The sequence below is a fragment of the Burkholderia sp. BC1 genome, assembly GCF_052683555.1.
Window position 1 is genome coordinate 18,697 of record NZ_JBQYLP010000057.1, and the last position, 18,508, is coordinate 37,204.

At 61.0% G+C, this 18,508-nt stretch carries 21 protein-coding genes; 3 read left to right on the top strand and 18 right to left on the bottom strand.

What is annotated here, in order from left to right; translation table 11 throughout:
* Positions 1-315: 315 nt before the first annotated feature.
* The 3 genes from ACSHSS_RS23030 (at position 316) to ACSHSS_RS23040 (ending at position 3,074) form a co-directional block, all read left to right on the top strand.
* Positions 316-651 (top strand): plasmid mobilization protein, encoded by a 336-nt coding sequence (locus ACSHSS_RS23030; RefSeq protein ID WP_310678365.1) that lies wholly within the window; start codon positions 316-318, stop codon positions 649-651.
* A complete protein-coding gene (traI, locus tag ACSHSS_RS23035; RefSeq protein WP_445545594.1) occupies positions 648-2,819 on the top strand; it encodes a TraI/MobA(P) family conjugative relaxase in 2,172 nt (723 codons plus the stop codon). The genes ACSHSS_RS23030 and traI overlap by 4 nt, the downstream gene beginning before the upstream one ends.
* Positions 2,820-2,903: 84 nt before the next feature.
* On the top strand, positions 2,904-3,074 hold the full coding sequence (locus ACSHSS_RS23040) for a hypothetical protein (RefSeq protein ID WP_445545595.1): 171 nt from the start codon (positions 2,904-2,906) through the stop codon (positions 3,072-3,074).
* Between the two features lie 288 nt (positions 3,075-3,362).
* Here the strand turns inward: ACSHSS_RS23040 and ACSHSS_RS23045 are convergent, their stop codons facing one another.
* The 18 genes from ACSHSS_RS23045 to ACSHSS_RS23130 all read right to left on the bottom strand — a co-directional run.
* Positions 3,363-5,204, bottom strand: a complete 1,842-nt coding sequence (locus tag ACSHSS_RS23045) for a phage integrase family protein (protein WP_445545596.1) — start codon at positions 5,202-5,204, stop codon at positions 3,363-3,365.
* Between the two features lie 3 nt (positions 5,205-5,207).
* Positions 5,208-5,567 carry a hypothetical protein gene (locus ACSHSS_RS23050; RefSeq protein ID WP_060332444.1) on the bottom strand — a complete coding sequence of 120 codons (360 nt, stop codon included), beginning with the start codon at positions 5,565-5,567 and terminating at the stop codon, positions 5,208-5,210.
* A 3-nt stretch (positions 5,568-5,570) separates the two neighbouring features.
* Positions 5,571-5,753, bottom strand: coding sequence for a hypothetical protein (locus ACSHSS_RS23055; protein WP_445545597.1), 183 nt, complete (start codon positions 5,751-5,753; stop codon positions 5,571-5,573).
* On the bottom strand, positions 5,750-6,043 hold the full coding sequence (locus tag ACSHSS_RS23060; protein WP_445545598.1) for a hypothetical protein: 294 nt from the start codon (positions 6,041-6,043) through the stop codon (positions 5,750-5,752). Before ACSHSS_RS23060 ends, ACSHSS_RS23055 begins: the two co-directional genes overlap by 4 nt.
* Positions 6,040-6,981 (bottom strand): abortive infection family protein, encoded by a 942-nt coding sequence (locus tag ACSHSS_RS23065; protein ID WP_445545599.1) that lies wholly within the window; start codon positions 6,979-6,981, stop codon positions 6,040-6,042. The genes ACSHSS_RS23060 and ACSHSS_RS23065 overlap by 4 nt, the downstream gene beginning before the upstream one ends.
* Positions 6,982-7,114: 133 nt before the next feature.
* Positions 7,115-7,648 (bottom strand): helix-turn-helix domain-containing protein, encoded by a 534-nt coding sequence (locus ACSHSS_RS23070; protein WP_060332447.1) that lies wholly within the window; start codon positions 7,646-7,648, stop codon positions 7,115-7,117.
* A 606-nt stretch (positions 7,649-8,254) separates the two neighbouring features.
* Positions 8,255-9,100 carry a DUF3800 domain-containing protein gene (locus tag ACSHSS_RS23075; RefSeq protein WP_445545600.1) on the bottom strand — a complete coding sequence of 282 codons (846 nt, stop codon included), beginning with the start codon at positions 9,098-9,100 and terminating at the stop codon, positions 8,255-8,257.
* Positions 9,101-9,416: 316 nt separating this feature from the next.
* Positions 9,417-9,692, bottom strand: coding sequence for a hypothetical protein (locus ACSHSS_RS23080; protein ID WP_445545601.1), 276 nt, complete (start codon positions 9,690-9,692; stop codon positions 9,417-9,419).
* 155 nt (positions 9,693-9,847) lie between these two features.
* Positions 9,848-10,828: a non-homologous end-joining DNA ligase gene (gene ligD / locus ACSHSS_RS23085; protein ID WP_261508067.1), complete on the bottom strand. Its 981-nt coding sequence runs from the start codon at positions 10,826-10,828 to the stop codon at positions 9,848-9,850.
* 284 nt (positions 10,829-11,112) lie between these two features.
* On the bottom strand, positions 11,113-12,114 hold the full coding sequence (locus tag ACSHSS_RS23090; RefSeq protein WP_261508071.1) for a nucleotidyl transferase AbiEii/AbiGii toxin family protein: 1,002 nt from the start codon (positions 12,112-12,114) through the stop codon (positions 11,113-11,115).
* A complete protein-coding gene (locus ACSHSS_RS23095) occupies positions 12,107-12,307 on the bottom strand; it encodes a hypothetical protein (RefSeq protein WP_261508073.1) in 201 nt (66 codons plus the stop codon). The genes ACSHSS_RS23090 and ACSHSS_RS23095 overlap by 8 nt, the downstream gene beginning before the upstream one ends.
* A 468-nt stretch (positions 12,308-12,775) precedes the next feature.
* The gene (locus ACSHSS_RS23100; protein ID WP_261508074.1) at positions 12,776-13,981 is read right to left on the bottom strand and encodes a DUF1173 domain-containing protein; all 1,206 of its coding nucleotides are present in this window, start codon (positions 13,979-13,981) and stop codon (positions 12,776-12,778) included.
* A gap of 84 nt (positions 13,982-14,065) precedes the next feature.
* The gene (locus tag ACSHSS_RS23105; protein ID WP_445545602.1) at positions 14,066-15,175 is read right to left on the bottom strand and encodes a hypothetical protein; all 1,110 of its coding nucleotides are present in this window, start codon (positions 15,173-15,175) and stop codon (positions 14,066-14,068) included.
* A 13-nt stretch (positions 15,176-15,188) separates the two neighbouring features.
* Complete coding sequence (locus tag ACSHSS_RS23110; protein ID WP_445545603.1) at positions 15,189-15,860, bottom strand: response regulator; 672 nt, start codon at positions 15,858-15,860, stop codon at positions 15,189-15,191.
* A gap of 106 nt (positions 15,861-15,966) precedes the next feature.
* On the bottom strand, positions 15,967-16,473 hold the full coding sequence (locus ACSHSS_RS23115) for a hypothetical protein (protein ID WP_445545604.1): 507 nt from the start codon (positions 16,471-16,473) through the stop codon (positions 15,967-15,969).
* Between the two features lie 5 nt (positions 16,474-16,478).
* Positions 16,479-16,934 (bottom strand): hypothetical protein, encoded by a 456-nt coding sequence (locus tag ACSHSS_RS23120; protein WP_445545605.1) that lies wholly within the window; start codon positions 16,932-16,934, stop codon positions 16,479-16,481.
* Positions 16,935-17,017: 83 nt separating this feature from the next.
* A complete protein-coding gene (locus tag ACSHSS_RS23125) occupies positions 17,018-17,665 on the bottom strand; it encodes a hypothetical protein (protein WP_445545606.1) in 648 nt (215 codons plus the stop codon).
* Between the two features lie 130 nt (positions 17,666-17,795).
* On the bottom strand, positions 17,796-18,508 hold a 713-nt coding region (locus ACSHSS_RS23130), incomplete at its 5' end, for a DNA methyltransferase (RefSeq protein ID WP_445545607.1).

Below are 18,508 nucleotides of genomic sequence, written 5' to 3' on the forward strand. Positions count from 1 at the left end.
AGCACCCGTTCAGGCGACGCCGAAGCCCCCGCCGAGACACCCGTGGCGCCCTACGGGCGCGTGCATTGAAGGTTTGCGCCACGAGTGGCGCAAACCAACACCGATCGCTACGCTTGCCGATTCGCTATTTCATCCACTAGACTATCCACTACTGCCTGCGATACTTCTAGGACAGGATAGGGAATGTATCCACGCGACAAGTCGCGCGGATACACCGGCTAAAAGTTCTCGGTCGCCTTCGGCGCCCTTCGCACTTTTAGCCTTTCCATTGAACTCAGGGCTTCGCCCCGAGACCCGTACATCAGTGAAATAAAAATGCCAAAGCCGCGTGAAGCTCAAAAGAGTGTGTCGATCCGCCTCCGCATGACCGCCGAGGACAAAACTGCGATCGAAGAAAAGGCGCGCGACCGCGCCTTGACCGTGACTGAGTACCTGACGCGTGCCGGCCTCGGACGGTCGGCTCGGCAGCGGCCAGACGTTGACGCGATCAATCTGCTTCGAGAGTGCGCCGACGAGTTGAAGGCGATCCATGCCACCTTGCTCGGCATGAGCGCCGGCGACGCCGCGCCAACCGCTGCCGTGATGGATCAGACCATGCAGGCCATCTGCGCCGCGATCGGGCGCGTCTGGCAGAGCGGGGACGCAGCGTGATTCCGAAAATCGTTCCTGGCCGTCGTGACGGCAAGTCCTCGTTCAAACAGCTCGCCAAGTACGTCACCGAGGGCATCGAACAATCCGGCGAGCCACCGGACAAATATGGTTGGGCCAATCTGACCCAGTACATCACGAAGGAAAGCGTGCTGAACGCCCTTGGCGAGAATGTCGAGAAGACCATCGGCGTCGAGATCGGCAACGTCACTTCCCTGGCGAACGCGCCGGCCGAAATGTATGCCGTTGCGCAGCGAGCTGACGGGCGCGTGAAGGAGGCGGTCTACCACTACATCCTTTCATGGCCCGAGCACGAGCGGCCCAAGACCGAAGATATCTTCGCGGCCGCTCGCGACACGCTGGCTGCTCTCGGCATGTCCGAGCATCAGTACATCATCGCAATCCACGCGAACACCGACAACCTGCACGCACACATCGAGGTCAATCGGGTTCATCCGAAAACCTTCGTTGCGGCCGACACTTACCGCGATTACGTGAAGCTCCATCGCGCGGCACGCGAGGCTGAAATCAAATACGGCTGGCACCACGACAACGGCATCTTTCAGGTCGTGGAAGTCAACGGCAAGAAGCACATTGTTCGCAATGACGACTACGTTGACCCCGATCTTGTGCCTACGCGACCGGGCGCCCGCCGCGCCGAAGTCTGGACCGGGGAAGAATCACTAGAAACCTGGTGCAAGCGCGAACCCGCCACGGACCTCAAAGCCGTTCTCAAAGACAAGGCCACATCGTCATGGCAGGACATTCATCGCGTACTCGCTCAACATGGTCTCGAGCTACGCGACGCGGGCGGGGGCGGATGGAAGGTTGTGGACGTCAGCGACGACACGCCGGAGAAACTCGGCAAGCCGTTGGCTGTTAGCGCCTCGGCCGCTTTCCGTTTCCTGAAGCGCAAGGAGTTAGAGGAGCGTTTGGGAGCGTTCGAGGCGCGTTCGCCAGATCTGGAGGTCGAGCCGAAACGAACATACAAGCGCGATCCGCATAAGCGACTTGAATCGCGACTCGCGCGCAAGGCATTGCGCGACGCATTGCACGCACGTTTCAAGCTCGAGGAGAAAGCCGCACGTGAAAGGCAGGCGGAAGCCCGTAAGCTTTTGATGCCATTCGTCGCCGAGGACCGGGAGCGGCATGAGAAGCTGCGTGAGACCTATCTCCAGAAGCGTGTGGCAATTCGCAAGGATGCGTCGTTGACGCCGGCGCAAAAGCAGCAGGCCTACATGCTTGCCAAGATCACCATGACTCGCGCGCGCGAACAGCTCGTCGAGCAGATCCGGAAAGAGCGCGGCGTCCGCCGCGAATTGCTACCGCCTGTCCCGACATGGAGGGAGTGGGTTGAGCAGCAGGCCCAGCTTGGCGACGAGGCGGCGATCAGCGCCCTACGTGGGATGATTTATCAGGATGGTCGTGACCGAAAAAAAAAGGAGGCGCGCGATGCGATAGATGCCGAGGCGAACGCGATCATGCCGGCGTCGCCACAAGACACCGACCCGCACGCGCGTACTTTCGGCGACCTGGTGTGGCGGGTCGCTAAAAACGGGCGGGTCTCTTATCAGTTCAAAGACGGCGCAGAAGCGTTCCGCGACGAAGGCGAGAAAATCACCTTTGGCCGCAGGGACGTTTCCGACGATGCTCTTTCCCTCGGTCTCCGGTACGGTGCCGACAAGTGGAAAGATGGCATTCGTATCAGTGGCGGGGACTTTGCCTTCAAGCAGCGAATGATGCGAATGGCCGTCGAACAGGGAATCGTTATCCAGAATGCCGAATTGCGCGGCCTCGAGAAACAGATCCGCCAGGAGATGGGAGCGCTTCGGTCCGTCGAGCGCGAGGCACGAAGCGCGGCGAGGGTATCGCAGTCGCTGCCCACTACCGTAAGCGCTAACGACAACGACATCGAACAGCTCGTGCGCGCGCACAACGGCAAGGCACGCATGGAGAACGCCATAACACAAGATAAGCGTTATGTCGGGCCAATTGTCGCGCAGAACATGCGCTTCCTTGCTCAAGAAACTGGTCGCAACACCTATGTCATCCACGAGCGCAGTGCGTTCGCGAACCCTCCCGAGCAGGGGCGGCCTGTTACGATCCGGTATCAGTCTGGCAAGGCTACTGTTCAGCCAGTAAAGGCGCGTTCCGCCCGCGGAAACCGCTAGGTCGCTGTCGCGGTTTGGCGCCGGAATAACCTCGGCGTGTACACTGCCGGGCATGTCTTTGCGCCAACGACTGGGAGGCAGGCTGTGACAATGCTGGTCGGATTACTGACGATGCTCGCTGCACCGTTCATTCGCATGGGGCTTTTCGGGATAGAGATGTTGGGTACCCTCGTCGGGTTTGTTGTGGTGCTGGTGGGCTTTTTTTTCTACGTGATGATCCGTTACCCGAAGCGACGGCCGCGGGAGCCGCGGTGAAGAAGCGTGCGGTCAACGCAAGAGCGCGTTTCCAACGTCAGAAATTTTAGTGCGGCCAGAGGGATTCCGGGCTCGAAGCCTTGTTTGATTACGTCTTGCGGCACGGGTGGCTTCGCTGCGTGCGGCGAGAGACCGGCTACTTCGACGCCCCGGACGTGTACGACAGCACACGGCCGATATCATCGTCGCCCACGACGTTCGATGGGATTGTAGCGCGAGCGCCCCCGCCTGCGCTGCCAAGCGGTGCGAGGCTTGCGCAAACCGCGTTCATGCGGCCAAACCCTCGGTTTAGGAGCTGCGCGTGAGGCGAGCATGATACTTCGCGATCTCGGATCGACGCCGCTTTTCCTCCGCCGTGACATAGACCGATGTTGTCTGCAGGGAAGCGTGGCCGAGGAGCTGCTGGACGACGTCGAGCGGCACGTCAGTCGCAACGGACTGCGTGCCGAAGGTGTGGCGAAGCGCATGCGGCGAAAGATCGGCGAGCCGCCGCCGTTCGGCTTCGGTCAGATCGGGCAATTTCTCGAGCAATTGCTCAACCGCCCATTGCGCGAGGCCACGGGCGCCGCGCACCGAATACCCACCCGCCGCTTTCGGCAATGCGCCGTCGCGGGCTTCGTCGTCGTGCGCGAATTTCTCGCGTGCCCGCGGGGTACGGGGGATGACCAGCGGTGCTATCAGGGCCCTCTCCGCCGTCCGTGCGCCGTCCGGAGCGTCGAAGTCCAGTCCCCGGTCACGCCAGTGGGCGCGTAGCGCGTCGACGCACGGGTTACCCAGGGGCACGAATCGCTCCTTGCGCCGCTTGCCGATGACCCGCAGCTCCCATGTTGCCGGGATCTCGCCATCGGCTGGATGAAGCTCCAATGCGTCCCGCGACGCCGCAGTCGCCTCCGCGATGCGCAGTCCCGCGTCCCCCATCAGCAGGAGCAGCGCGCGAGCCGCCCGCCACCGCATTGCATGCGGGCCGGGACCCTCGCTCAAGTCGGCCAGTGCGGCGCGCGTGCGCGTCCACAAGTCGAACGGTAACGCTCGGCCCACCTGCAGGCGCTTAGCGCGCTTGACGGGCTTCGGGTCGATCACGGCCGACCACGGATTCCCCGCGAGGTAGCGGACCTTCACCAGCCACTCGAATGCGGCGCGTATCGCGCGGACTGCATACAGCTGGCTCTCGACGGACAGGCCACCGGGGCCGAAAGGTCGCCAACGACCGGAGGCCCGCGACACCGGCGGCCCGCTGAACGCGGCGGACGGCGCCGCGAGAAATGCCTTATACGCCTCGCAGTCCTCGACCTGCATCGACGACAGCGCGACGCCACGCTCGACGATCGCCCACAGCAGCAGCCGTTCGAGCTCGCGTCGATACGCGCGCTGCGTCGCGTCCTGGCCCGCGTAGCGGCTCAGGTACGCCCTTACGGCCGCCAGGTCGTGCGGCGCCTGGATGTACGAATACACCGACGCGCGATTCGTGCCGGCCGCACCGGACAGCGCGTGCGGCAGCGCCAGCCGCTCGAGGGGCACCAGTTGTTCGCGCGCGGGCTCGACAGTCTGCCCAGCCAGCATCAACGGCTCGGCGGTATCGACGTCGGCGTCGACCGATCGACCGATCGTGTCGGCATGCCGGCGCAGCCACGCGACCAGCGCGCGGGCGCGGCCGGCGCCGATGCGCGGCACCGAGCGCCACCAGCTACCGCCGCGGCGATTGCAGAACGCCACGAGCTCGCCGAGCGTGAAGATCCCCTCCCCGGCCAGCCGGTCGGCGACGAGCGGCCGCCACCAGCGACTCACCGGATGATCGGCGGCCGGCGTCGCGGCGGCCCACGCGCCGGCTGCTTGCTCGATCATCTGCAAGGACACAGGCGTCAGACGCGGTTCGCCATACTTCGCGATCGAGGCCTGCAAGTGTGACACCAGCACCGGCGAGCCCTCCTGCAGAGCGCGCGCCACGAGGTCGTCACGCATCGTGCGCAGCAGGCGTTCGACGTCGAGCGGGTCGGTCGTATCGGCGTCGAAGTAGAGTCGCGCGATCGTCGCGATCGGCAAGCCTTTCACGCGGGCGCGCAGCGCCGTGAACTCGGTCCGGCTGTAGGTGCGCAGCGGGGGCAGCGTGAGCTGCTGAGGCTGATTCGCCATCGATCAGGCCTTTGCCGCGGGCGCCGGCGCGCGCGGCTTTTCGCTCGGGAAAAACTCGGCCCACTGCTCGGGCGTGGTTCGGTCGATGATCTCGATTGCGGCGGCTCGCGCGGCGTCGATCGAGCGCTCCACGATGCTCCCCACGCCGCGGCCCGTTTCCACGTCGGACACGGAATACATCGCCGGCATGCGTGGATGGGACAGCGTGGTGCGATGCACGGCCCAGGTTCGACCGCGGTGCTCGAACGGCACGCCTATCGTTTCCATCCAGCGACCTTCATGTAGTGCGAGGCAAAACACGACGCCGTCGACGTGCTTCGGCGCTGGTGGGGCTGACTGCTTTGGGGAATCGGTACGAGGCATGTGTTAACTCCAGTCAAGATGGGGCACGTCGGTCACGTGCAATGGCGGATCGCCGTGCTGCACCAGCGCGAATAGATCGCCGGCCGCCGACGAATCTTCGATGAACAGCCGCACGAATTCCGGCGTGGCTGCATAGAAAAGCTGTTTAACGACACCTCCCTCACGCATAGCGATCTGTGTCCTCACGTCAAAATTCGCTCCTCGATGAGTTGACGCCAGATACAGCGGACCAAATCCCGAATATAGTTGTCTTCGAGATGCAGGACAGCGTGCGCCAGCGTGACAGTGAGGCGCTCCCGTGGCGACTTCCGGTGCGCATCGACCGCCCAGGTTGCGTTGTCCCGGATGGCAACGAGCTCTTCGTCGATCGCATCGAGCAGCTCCGCAATGTCGCGTTCGTCATCGTTACTAAGATCGGACATGCGCCGACCGTCGACGAGGCGCGTACGCACGTCGACGAGAACCGCGGTGCTCACGCCTTCCCGTCCACGGACGGCGAGCCGCCGCCGTTCTTGTGCCGGTCGATCAGGAAAATCGCAGCGGCCGCGCAGGTGTTCTTCGCCAGCACGCCGAATGCGGCATCGAGCGGCGCGAAATGGCTGGACGCACCGTGCGCGGTGCCGAAGTGCGTGCGCAGCGCGGCCGCTCCGCCGCAGATTGAAGCGACGCCGCCGAGTAACTGCTTCACATCAGACTGCAATTCGGGCAGATCGGGCAGGCCAAGATTATTGACGCACGCCTTCAGGAGTGGCGACAGCGACTTGTCCTTCGGCAATTCGACATCGCGCTCGCGCAGGATTGCGGTGCAGACCGATTCGAGCATGCGTGTCGAGCGCGTGAGGGCGTCGGCCGTCTCCAGATGCGTGGCGTCGAGCGCGTCCTGCCAAGTCTGCGCGACCGCGTCGCTGTTCATTGCCGCCACGCTTGCGCTCATCTGGGCTTCAATCTCGGCCGAGTCGGCTGCCAGCATGGCATCGAGCGCGGCGTGGGACTGGTCGATCTTCCCCTGCCGCTTGTTCAGTTCGCCGCCCAGGTTGGCGAACAGCGACTGCAGCTGCTCGGGAGCCAGCAAACGATCAAGCCACTCCGTCGAACAGTTGACCAGTGCCTTGCTGCGGTAGCTGCGTTCGTCTTCAGTGACCCCGTGCGCATAGTCTTCCAAATCGTCGTCGGTATGCCGGTAGAGCGCTTTGAGTCCCTCGCCGTCGTAGCAAAGCCGCCCGTAGACGCCTTCATCGGGAGCGTCGTATTCCAGCATGGTGTTGTCGCTGACGGCGTAAATCTGGCCTTCGCCAAACGCGGCGTTCAGATCAATCTCCAGCTGCGTGGCCTTCTTGTAAAGTGCGGACTGCTTCGCCTGAATCGCTTTGTGCTGCGCAGCCAGCGCTTTGATTGAAATGTTCGTCGTCATCATGCCCCCGGCGTCCGCTTCGCATAGGAACGCGGTTGGATGACGACGCTGTAGCGCTCGCCGTGGATGGCGAGCCCTTCCGGAAAACGGCTGACTTCTGGCATGGCAACTCCGATTGATGTTGGCCTCGGTTGTCTCAGGACTGCGCAACCGGCATTGCCGGCAGCCGTTGCGTCAGGTGAATCACATTCGAACGCGCAAACGTCACGCGGTCGTCTATCCGGAACTTGCCGACCTGCGCCTGTGCAGGGTGGTCGGGGAACTCGCGCACGATCGCACCATACGATTCCTCGTCGACGAGGCCGTCGTGCTCGCGATCGAGCCACACGACTGCCCGCATCCGGGGGCCGTCCAGTGCGCGCAGTTCGACCGTGTCGCCATGCTCGATGGTGTCGCGCTTCCGGTCGCGCAGGCCGTCCCAATCACGCTCGAAGTCCTCCACGCGCTCGAAATCGACCGGGTAATAGTGCCCGCAGGTCAGCTTGAAGAAGCGCCACGTCGCCGAGGGCATGTCCTGCTCGCCGCGTTCCCAACGCTGAACCTGACGCAGGCTCACCCGTAGCAGCAAGGCCACCTGCGTTTGCGTGCGGCCGGCGCGCTGGCGCAGCGCGACAATCTCGTCGGGCGCAGGACTATCCGGGCGCGGCCGGCGTTTGATGGTATGGATCACGGCGGTGCTCCTTCAGCGGTATGTCTATTAGTCATATTCGGACTGTAGCACCTCATCGCGTCTTTGTATATGCCTAATAGTCGTCTTTTACCCGGTCAGGCGAGCGTGCCTGCCGCGGCGGCAGCCGGCAACGTGCTCGTTTCCGGCCGCGCGACGGGGCGCTTGTCGAGCCCGTTCGGGCGCAGCTTTATGGTCTCTCAGGTGTGATCGATGGTGAAAACCGCCCCGCGCGGGGCGGGCGGATATCAGTGGGCCGACGGGGCGAACAGCAGGACCAGCAGGACCGCGGCCGTGACCCGCAGCAGCCAGCGGCGAACAAACTTGCGCATGGGCAATCTCTTACGCTGCCCGGCAGGGCCGCCCGCCTGCCGGTCTCGGGGCAGGTCGCCCTTCGCGGCCTGCCGACCGTATAGCGCGAAGAACCGGCCGGCTAAGCCCATTTCGCCTGAAAATCGCCGAACCTAGTGAAAACCCCTACTTTTCGCCCCGCTCGCTGAGGGTCAAAGCGCACTATACCGGTTTTTGCGTATTAAATGTAATGCCGCTAATACGAATTAGCGGCATTGAAATGTCGAAAGAAAAACCCGACCGGAGCCGGGTTTTGCGTCAGGCGGTGATCACTGCTCCCGGCACCAGCCGCGGTGCAGCGGCTACGGCGACCGGCGCTCCCTGAGCAGCAGCAGCAGCCGGCAACGGGGCCGGGAACGGCCACGGGGATGTTTGCATGGCCTGCAGAGCGGCTGGGGTGTCCGGCGCGAGAACTTCGTGGAGCCCGCTCCGGCCGTTTCCCAGATTCGCGAACTGCGTGTGCAGCTCGCGCCAACCCCAGTCGTCCCGAGAGGCATAGCGCCGGAAAATCCAATACGCAATGCTGTCGGCTAGCTGAATCAGTCGGGTAGACTTCGAGTCCGCAAACATCGGCACCTCGGCGAAATTGCGCAACCGGCCGTTCCCGTGGCCGACCAGCTTAAACGTCTGGTGCAGCACCTGCATGTCCTTTTCTTCCTGCGTGCGCTTGCGATCAAGCACGAAGATCCCGCGCTGCGCGTCGCCGTGGCGTTGATACTTGTACGCGAGGTAGTCATCGAACTTGGTTGCGAGCACTTCGTAGCAGTAAGGCAGCACGTCGGCGGCGCTGAGAAACTGGTTCTGCTCGACGACGGCGGCAAAGATCTTCAGCTGATTGTTTTTCGCTATGCGGATGACGTCAGCTGCAGCTTGGGTACGCTCTGCGACGGTGAGTTTTTCCCAGCCTTCTTTGCCGCTGCGCATCGGATTGGCGTGCAGCTCAAGATACTGACCGATCTGTTGTTGGTAGCGATCGGCAATGGCGTCCAGTTCGCGCTCGATCCAGTGGGTCTTGCGCTCAAAGATTGCGACCCCACCGAGCACGAAAAAGGGAGTATTGCGATCGCCTGGCGACCCCGACTCGTCCAGATACGACAGGTACATGCGCTTCCTCGCGACAGAAACGAAAACGGGCCGCACTTGGTGCGGCCCGCGAAGAATTGGTAAGCCAGGTGGGACAATCGCCCAACGCGCTGCATAGATAGGTCAGCACTCCCGACTCGGAGCAGACTATAACAAATTTCTGCGCCCATGTCTATCGCTTTGTCTATCCATATGGGGCGATTGAGTCTACGGGAATCCGGTGCCTCCCGCTTAAAAGGCTCGAACGACCGGGCCGCAAACGAGACTTAGCGGCATTGAAACGATTGAAAGAAAAGGCCTCAGCCGGTTGGCGGGCGTTACGCGCCCCGCTGCGCGATCACGAGTACGAGACGAACGCGCCCAACTCGCCCGTGCGAGCTTTGGTGACCGTGTAGTCGAAGCCGTACGCGCGACCATCCTTGACCTCAATGCCCGTAAAAATCACAACATTGACGGTCTTACCCGCGGTAATGGTCAGCGACTGGGGCGCCTGCTTTCCTTGGTCATCGTAGATGGTGTAGAGCGTCCCCATTTCTGGAGGCGTGCCTTCCATGATCTCGGCCTTGTAGGACACCGTTTGGTTCGAATCGACTTTGATCGTCAGCGTTTTCATCGTAGTGGTCTTCTCGGAAGGATCGATCGACAGGATCGGTCTCCTATAGTTTGCCGCCAGGTCTACTCACTGCCACGGCATGCCGGCGGCTTCACGCCACCATGGCGATCTCGCGGATTCCGGCGCAACGATTCTACAGGGGCCCGACCGGTGCGTCACCTCGAGCGCGGAGCGTGCTCGACGTCGGCACCTGGCGCGGCCGGCGCTTCGCGCGTCACGGCCCGCGCCGGCTTGTCGGCACGCAGGCTTTGAAACGACGGATGACGCAGCTGCCCGCCCGGCGTCCACTCGAGAAACGCGACCTCGGCGACAAGCTCGGGCTTCAGCCAGTGGAATTCGCGATCGCCGTCGGGCTCAGGCGCGTCGGCAAACGGCGATCGCTTGCGGGCCAAGGCGGTCAGGCGGTCCTCAAATTCCCGTGCCTGGCGCGGCGTAAAGCGCGGCGCGACGTGCCCGACGTACCGCAGCTGGCCGCCCGCCTCGTACACACCGAGCAGCACCGCACGTACCCCGGCGGCAGCGCCCTTGCGGCGCGAGAAGCCACCAATGACGAATTCCTGCCGACGGTTGCATTTGAGCTTGATCCAGCGATCCGATCGGCCGGAGCGATACGGTGCGTCGACCCGCTTGCCGATGATCCCCTCGAGGCCGAGCTCGCATGCGGATGCCAGTATGGCCTCGGGCGCCGCCTCGATCACTTCGGAGAACCGGACCTCCGGCCCGCGGATGTCGCCAATGATTGCGCTCAGCGCTGCGCGTCGGTCGCGCCAAGGCAGCGGCCGCAGATCCGCATCGTCGAGCCACATCAGATCGAACGCGACAAGCGAAATGCCGGCGGTGCGTCGGCGGTCGAATGCGTTTTGCAGTCCGTTGAAGCTGGGCCGACCATTAGCGTCAAACCAGACGGCCTCGGCGTCGAGCCACGCGCGCTCTACGGGCGCCCGCCCGAGCGCGGCGCGAAGGTGCGGTAGACGGTCTGTCCAGTCGTGGCCATTGCGGGTCAGGATACGGACATTGCCGGCGTCCAAGCGAGCGAGCATTCGATATCCGTCGTACTTGATCTCGTAAGCCCATGTGCCGCTTTCCGGCGGCCGCGCGACCAAGACAGCTAGGGCCGGCTCTATGAACGCCGGCATGGTGTCGTCGTCGGATCGAACCGCTCGACGGCTGGCACTGCCCTTCTTCGCCCACCTCCCCATAGCCGCTCCTCCGGTGTTTGTGATGCGACGGCAATACTTGTGCCGAAGCGGGAGCGAGCGGCGTCCCCTTCGCGGTTAGGCTCAGGGCGAAATGCGCCGATGCCATGAAGTCGAGAATCCGGGTGGCCGCGCGAGGGTGGGGCAACAACTGCTGAAAAGCCGACACTCCTTGACCGGCCGAGTGTCGAGCCGTTGGATGCCATCAAATGCTGATCGCGGGCCTAGCGGACAATGTTCTGCGCCGGGGCAGTTCGCAAGCGCGGTTCCCAATCTGCGTGTCCGTGATTGTACTGGACCGAATAGATGTCACCGACGGATGGCACGGCCAACCCGGCCGAAAGTTTATGCGCCGCGGCGGTATTGCGCCCGAGATTTTGGACGGCGTATCCATCGGCGACGAGGAGGATTTTGCCGATATACCGGCCTTGCGTTTCGTCCACGCGTTGAACGACGAGCCCTTTGGACGCCAACGTCGCGGCCAGCGATTTCGGAAGCTCGTCATCGGCTTCTAGCGACCGTGCTTGAGGAGCTAGCCGAAGCACTTCCGCTTGCAGGAGAGCCGCGATTCGAGGCGAAAGCGTCGGATCCATACCCATTTGCGCGACTGCTTTGTCGAGAACGGCCGTGTTGCTACTTAGATAAGCCGTGACCTTTACCAGCGAACCGATCGCGTCTTTGCCATAGGCGGCTTCTGCCTTAGCTAGCGCCACGCCCGGGATCGGCCCCCATTGATCTACCATCATGGCGAGGTCGATCGCGTCCCTGTACATCACGCTAGGGTCCGGCCACCGATCGGCGTTCGCAAGGATTTTCTCCGCGTAGAGATCGGTTTGACAAAGCGTGGCGACCGGCAAGTGGGCGGTCCGTTGGCCTTCGATCGGGATCCGAGCCTCCCGCACCAACTCAAACTTTATCGGCCGCTCGCCACTACCTGCATCGATGACCGTATAGATCTTGTCACGGTCTTTGCGAACATCGCGTACGAGTTTGATGGGCTCTCGCGCTAGCTTGTTTATGTCATTGTCCGAAACAAGCTCGCGAATCTGACGGTAGCCTTCCGCCGACGCGCAGAGAAAATCGATATCGATTGATTCCCGATATTCGTTGGCGGAGAGCACAATCGCAGTTCCCCCGCCAAAATAGCAGCCTGTCCGCTCAAGCAGGTCAGCATCGAGCTTCTCAAGAAATCGAACAATGTTCTGGTGATGCGGCCGCTTAAACATGAAGATGCCCGTGTCCGATCTCGTGTGTAAGGCGGTCAATCAAATCGCGCTCGCTCGGTTCGAGTTTATCCACCTCGACGTAGCGCCAGTTGCGCTCATAGAGGGCGAACGCTTCCTCTTCGCTAATGACCTGATCTCCAGGGCGATTCCAAGCGATGAATCGAAGCTGCGGATAGTCGTTGATGCGTAGCATGTTGACACCGTGCCAGATGTATGCTTTGCAAGTATGCCAGCAAACAGCGAAGGCGTCCACGCGCCCTATTTCCAACGTCAGAAGTGGCCACACCGGGCAGGCGCGGCGGGTCAATCTTTAGTCGAGATTTCACACTGCCAATCATCAGACGATGAGAGGGGCCAAGCGCCAGCGAGCGTTTGGCGTGCGGCGACATGAATCGCCAGCTTGCAAAACTCCGACGCCTCGACTTGCGCGACTCGCGACGCCTGCTCTATTGCGGCGAAATCGTCCGGATGGAAGGATAGATCGAGCTTTCGGGCTCCGTTTGTCATGGACTTTCGCTCCGGAGGGAAAAAGCCGACCGCACTGATGGCGGTCGGTCAAAGCACTTCGGCAAATCCGAGGGCCGAGCCGAAGTGGAAGCAAACTGGATCTGTCAGAGCCCAGGCCAAGTCAGTTGAAAGCGGCCCCGCATGGCGTTGTCGGCTACGCGTTGTTGCTCACTGGGGGCGGCATATGCGGCATGTCGGCGCCCGTATCCCACTGCCACGACTTGAGATTGCTGCCTTCTTGAAGCTCGCGCAGCTCCTTCCGATATTGATCGCTCGCGCCATACGGCAGGATGTACATCGCCACCGGCTCCGCCGTGTCGGACAACACGACGCTTGCCAGCGGATTCGTCGATGGGAGGTTGTAACGCAGCCCCTTCACAAATCGACGTTTCTGGTTTGTCAAGTTGTCCACGAGCATTCGTTCGTCGATACTCTCGAACGGAATCCAGTTTTCGTTCACCAGCATGAGCGACGCCTCCTCGATGGACGCGACGCCTGCGCCACTGACGCTGAACGTTGCCACCACGAGAAGATGCGAGTTTTCGTTGCCGCTCCAAAGCGCCAACTCATGCTCGAAGCGCTTCAGCATTCGCTTGTACACGTCGTCGTTCATCATGAAATGAGCGTCGGCCACGTGCTTAACGACGAGTTTTTTGCCAAACCGCGCGTCGCCAAGTTCCTTAACTTCGCCGACAAGCAGCATGAGCCGCCGCGTTGCGCCTTCGGATTTCGCGAGTGTGTTAAAGACTGTGAGCCGTCGCCGCGTGATTTCGTCCTTTTTCTCGAGCGAAAACGACTCCGGAATGTAGAGCATGTCCGACAGCGAACCACCCTTCGCCATCTTGTCGGAGGCCGCTTGCATCAGATACTTACGCACCACCCACCAACTGCGCTTACCTGTCATTGCAGGCGACCAACGGGTCAAGCCGGCTTCGTCGTAGAGAAAATGCAGTGTGCCTCGCAACGTCAACTTCTTCCCATCGGTTTTCACGGAGTCGTGCTCGGCACCACCCTGAACCGGTGCCGCCCGTGCGCCGTTTTTCGTGAGCGCGAAGTCGAATTTCAGCGTCGTCACACCATCTTCGAGATTGGTCTGGATTGCCCCGCCCATAACCTCACCCAGCCCCGACAGCTCAGCGGGCGGTTCGTACGAGTCGCAGGAAGTCGCGTGTGCAGAACCGGTATGAGGCATCCGCTTGATGACGTAGTGTCTGCCGAGCTTGGCAATGTACATTTCGACTCCGCCGGACTTGCACATGCAGAGTGGTCGGTTGGGCGAGCCGTATACAGCGGCCAAAGCATCATTCAATCGCGTATCGTCCGCGCCGTAAGACTTGTCACCGATTTTGTACGTAGTCATGGACCTAATCCCCTTCATTCAAGTATGTGGCGCACTTCATCATGAGATAAAGATATCACGGTGACCGACGTTCTTGTTCATGTCTTACGCCTCGTGAAGTTGCACCGGTCGCACGGCGTCGGTGAATACCACTCGCTTGAAGAACGGCGCGAGAGCTTCCGCGCCAATTTCCCGCTCTGTTATGAGCCGCTCTGTCAGCTCATCGAGCAGAGCACGGTTCACCGTCAGAAACTCCATAAGGGACGCGTGATGCTGCGCCTTGAGGCTATTGATGACAATGCGGTTATGCTCGATTTGGCCAGCGTTCGACGGCGCCGGAAAATAGACCTCGCCATACCCGCGCGCGAGATACTGTTGCGCAGTGTGTGTCCAGCGGACGTTGTCCTCTTCCGCGCCATCCGCACGACTGCCGTAGACGAGCTGCTCCGCAACCGTGCCGCCTAGATAGAGCAACATGTTCCACTGGGTGAGCAGTTCGGTTTCGGCGGCCGTCCACTTTTGCTCGTTTCGGACATATCCACGATAGCGATCAGTCATCGAGATTTCATGCAGTACCTTGACCGTCAATTTGTCCGGCATGCTTGGGAGTGCCGCATATAGCAAAACGTGGCCGACTTCATGGACTGCCGTGCGGCGCACATCCTTTGCTTCCCTCGGCCGACGAATGTTGCTGCTGACGGCCACGGCTACACCCGAAGCCGCCGACCGAGCCGCCGCGTATTGTTGGCGTGGGATATCAACGAGTCGATCAAAGATGGAAAAGGCTGCATATACCGCGACGACGCCGAGCGCTGCGGTGATGCTCGCATGTGGATTCGCCTCGATGGCGTGTACAGCATCCGCGACGAATGGCGAGCCCTGGCGAATGGAAACCAGCGCGAGACTCAACATAATGTATCGACCAATGATGTCGCGCAGAAAACCGGCACCGTCCGAGCCGCCCACGAAGAAAAGCACACCCTTGTACAGCATCCAACCCGTTAGCCAGAGCATGCCGACTCGTTCTGCGACGGTGTAGACCGAGGCCACCGTGGCCGGCAATATACTTACGGCCGGCGCGCTCTTTTGCCAGATCAGCGTCAACGATACTGCAGCAAGCAACACTGCGTTCGACACATGAAAATCAATCAGGTCGGCGACAACAGCACGCCATCCCGGCAACTTCACTTCCTTTAACACGTCCCTCAGTTTCATCGCGACCTCGCTTTTAGTTGGTTTCCCCGTGAGCTTCCGAGTGCCTACCTGTATCGACCAGTTGATTGGTCATTGCATAGCGGATGAGTTCCGCGTTGTTCGAGAGTTGCATTTTCTGGAGGAGCCGCGTGCGGTAGACGCTGACGGTCTTCACCGACAGCGACATTGCGCGGGCAATATCGGTCAGCCGCTTACCCGACGCGAGCATACATAGCGTCTGATATTCGCGATCGGACAACCGCTCATGCGTCGGAGCTTCCTTCTCATGCGATACATACTCGGCAATTGCCTCGACGACTGAGGGATTCACATACTTGCGGCCCGCAATGACTTGCTGGATCGCGTCCGCCATCTGCCCGATGTCGATCGGCTTCGATAGATAGCCCGCCGCACCCGCCCTTAGCGCACGGACGCCGTATTGATCGTCGCGTTGCAGCGAGAACATCAGCACCGGCGCGCGCGGCTGCTTGCGCTTGATCCGCTTCAACACCTCGATACTGATGCCGCCGGCGAGCGCGCTGTCGAGTAGGATCGCATCGAACTCGTGCTTATCGATCAACGCGACCGCGGCTTGACCGCCATCGGCTTCAGCGACCGCGCTGGCTACGCCGCGGTCGAGCAATAGTTGCCGGATGCCTTGCCGGACGATCGCATGGTCGTGAACGAGCAGAAGGCGTGGGCTCATTGCGTTCTCCTAATAGACGCATTTGAACGAAGCAAAGTCAAAGCCACTTGCCGTGCGTTCCACGCGAGATGTGTAGCAGCCTGCACCGTGTATGGCATGCCTTGCATCAATCTACCTTCTTGTAGCGGTAGAACGGATGGCTCGGAACGTAACGCTTCCACGCGGAAATCCAGTCACCGGCCATTTCGCCTTGAGCGTCCTTCAGTGCCAATTCACCGGCACAAACCATTTTGTAGAACACGAATTCCAACTCATCCTTCCTGTCTGCGTTCCACTCACTGTCACGCGGTTGCGGCCACAGATTGCGCTCATCGGTCGGATGCCCGCCAATCGAGAGAGCGACCAGGTGATCCTCTTCGTAGTCTCGCGGATTGCGGTCCATGTAACCGTACTCCCGAATCTGGCGCCTTTTTAGGCCATTCGTGAAATACGCGGGCGGGCGGATGCTTTTGGTGTATCCCTTTACGCAAATTGTCTCGTGAATATTCGCCTGCGTGACATTCGAGTTGATTGCGCCGGGGGTGAGTGACGGATTCGGCAAATCGGCCGACAGTGCCACGCCAGAGAACATCAGTACCGCCGACGCGAGCATGAAGCGCGCCGTAGAATGCATGTGACCTAACCCTGATAAAAAGAGACCGTTCGATTTATGCAAGCAGCGTCGCATGGCCGGCAGACAAATGCCTGAAGGTCGGCCCATTCCGATCGGATCGCTTCAAGCGCCCAATCGCCGGTTGGCACGTACGCCGCGTACGCCAACATGACGATTTCTTTCGCGTTTCTGGTTTTCGCCTTCTCGAACCGACTCAGCAAACCGGGAACGTACAGACTCGTTCCCGCCAAGGATGCAACACGAAGGTTCCGGAGTTCCGCTTCCAGCCACGTATCGAACTGCACGCGCAGTCCCAACAGCGCGTCGAGATGCGCGACATTTTCGGATGCGAGCACACGCTGACCTTCAACATTCAACTTTTCGCAAGCCAACCCTGCTATCACGTCACCGAGCTTCTTAACCAGGGCGCGCGGTACAGAGAACAGACGAGAGATGGGGCGTGGTTCGATCGAATGAGCCATGCTCGTACCCATAGGCAGTTCAAATTTGGGCCGGCCGATAAGACGATTGCCCCGCCATATCGGCTGCCTCGTGGACGGACGGTTCAGAAGCGATACGTCATGCCGATCTGCACGATCGGATAGAAGCGATACCGATCGGCTTTGTTGCGCAGCTGCTGTTCTTCAGCGTTCACGTTGTTGGCACCCGCGATCGCCACGAGATCCGGCGACACGTTGAAGTCAACGTGCGGGCGGCCGTACGCCACACCGATGTCGGCGGTGAAGCCGAGGCCGCGCGTCGTCACTGGCTTGTGGCCGAAACCGAGGCCGAGGTACGGCATGACGGTCGGGTACTTCACGCGGGCACTGACCGTCGCGGTTGGCGCGAAATACGACGTGCCATTGATCTTGTAGAAGCCGTCGTGCGACACCGCGTTGCCGCTCAGGTAATCGTCGTTGAACAGCAGGCCCGCCGTAACGCGGAAGCTGCTGGACTGGAACGGGAAGAGGTCGAGATACGTGCCAGCGTTGAACAGGTGCAAATGCGCGTCGTAATCCAGATTGCCGGCAGAGAAGTTGCGCGACAGACCGAACCCGTTGATGTCTGCATGGACCCCCGCCCACGACGTGATCGGATGTGCGTACCCGATGCCGATTCCCTGCGTCCCGCCTTGCAAATAAACCTCGCCCGCATGCGCCACCGTGGCGATCGCGCTCGCTGCGACCAATGCTGCGCCGATCAAGAGCTTCATAGCTTCTTTCTCCTTTGCATTTCCAACGTCAGAAGTAACGTCCCGCGTAGAATGATATAAAGATATCAGGATGTCAACAGAATTTGTCGGGCTATGCAGATCGTGCAGCAGTCGGAATTTGAAAAAAGCGTCATGCGACGTCGCGGGGGTGAGCAGCAGGTCCCAGGGCATAGTCAATGCGTCGACGGGCCACCGCCACGTAGTCAGGATTCTCGTCAATACCGATGAATCGGAAGCCTTCGCGGACGGCCGCCTTTCCGGTTGAACCCGAGCCCATGAATGGATCGAGCACCAAACCACCCGCAGGCGTCACCAGTCGGCACAGGTACGCCATCAAGTCCGTTGGCTTCACACATGGATGCAGATTCCGTTCACCGGGAGCTAGGCCTTCGCTTCGATCAGTCGGGTTCGCCTTGGCACAGTAGAAGAAGCGAGAGGCTGATCCACGATCGAATCGCCGTTCGCCCGGCAGGTCTGCGAAGTCGGTCGCTCCCTGGATCGCGTAACGCCGACTGGCGCTTGCTTCTCCCCATCTCCGCTGGAATGCTCTACGTTGCGCGGCGTTGTACACGTTCCTCCTGCTCGAGGATGGTTCCGTACCATCAACGTCAGCCTTTTGTCCACTCGCTTCGGGAAATTCGGATAGTACGATTTCCGAACCATCGTGCATTACATTCGCTGGCCATCGCCCCGGCTGCGTATGCCCTTCGAAACAACCCTCGCTTTTCCAGTCGCCGGTCTTATCGACGGTAGCGCCAGGTGCGAACCGCTTTGTTCTGTACGCCGCACCTTGGGGTTCTACGCCGGAACCCCAGAAAATTCCGTCATTCCACATTGTGAACG

Bases quoted from the DNA above. Each gene is read 5' to 3' on its own strand.
- ACSHSS_RS23095 (WP_261508073.1), bottom strand. From the start codon at position 12,307: ATGCTACGCATCAACGACTATCCGCAGCTTCGATTCATCGCTTGGAAT.
- ACSHSS_RS23110 (WP_445545603.1), bottom strand. From the start codon at position 15,860: ATGAGCCCACGCCTTCTGCTCGTTCACGACCATGCGATCGTCCGGCAA.
- ACSHSS_RS23065 (WP_445545599.1), bottom strand. From the start codon at position 6,981: ATGATGACGACGAACATTTCAATCAAAGCGCTGGCTGCGCAGCACAAA.
- ACSHSS_RS23050 (WP_060332444.1), bottom strand. From the start codon at position 5,567: ATGCCTCGTACCGATTCCCCAAAGCAGTCAGCCCCACCAGCGCCGAAG.
- ACSHSS_RS23125 (WP_445545606.1), bottom strand. From the start codon at position 17,665: ATGAAGCTCTTGATCGGCGCAGCATTGGTCGCAGCGAGCGCGATCGCC.
- ACSHSS_RS23080 (WP_445545601.1), bottom strand. From the start codon at position 9,692: ATGAAAACGCTGACGATCAAAGTCGATTCGAACCAAACGGTGTCCTAC.
- ligD (WP_261508067.1), bottom strand. From the start codon at position 10,828: ATGCCGGCGTTCATAGAGCCGGCCCTAGCTGTCTTGGTCGCGCGGCCG.
- ACSHSS_RS23120 (WP_445545605.1), bottom strand. From the start codon at position 16,934: ATGGCTCATTCGATCGAACCACGCCCCATCTCTCGTCTGTTCTCTGTA.
- ACSHSS_RS23105 (WP_445545602.1), bottom strand. From the start codon at position 15,175: ATGAAACTGAGGGACGTGTTAAAGGAAGTGAAGTTGCCGGGATGGCGT.
- ACSHSS_RS23075 (WP_445545600.1), bottom strand. From the start codon at position 9,100: ATGTACCTGTCGTATCTGGACGAGTCGGGGTCGCCAGGCGATCGCAAT.
- ACSHSS_RS23115 (WP_445545604.1), bottom strand. From the start codon at position 16,473: ATGCATTCTACGGCGCGCTTCATGCTCGCGTCGGCGGTACTGATGTTC.
- ACSHSS_RS23045 (WP_445545596.1), bottom strand. From the start codon at position 5,204: ATGGCGAATCAGCCTCAGCAGCTCACGCTGCCCCCGCTGCGCACCTAC.
- ACSHSS_RS23030 (WP_310678365.1), top strand. From the start codon at position 316: ATGCCAAAGCCGCGTGAAGCTCAAAAGAGTGTGTCGATCCGCCTCCGC.
- ACSHSS_RS23090 (WP_261508071.1), bottom strand. From the start codon at position 12,114: ATGTTTAAGCGGCCGCATCACCAGAACATTGTTCGATTTCTTGAGAAG.
- ACSHSS_RS23100 (WP_261508074.1), bottom strand. From the start codon at position 13,981: ATGACTACGTACAAAATCGGTGACAAGTCTTACGGCGCGGACGATACG.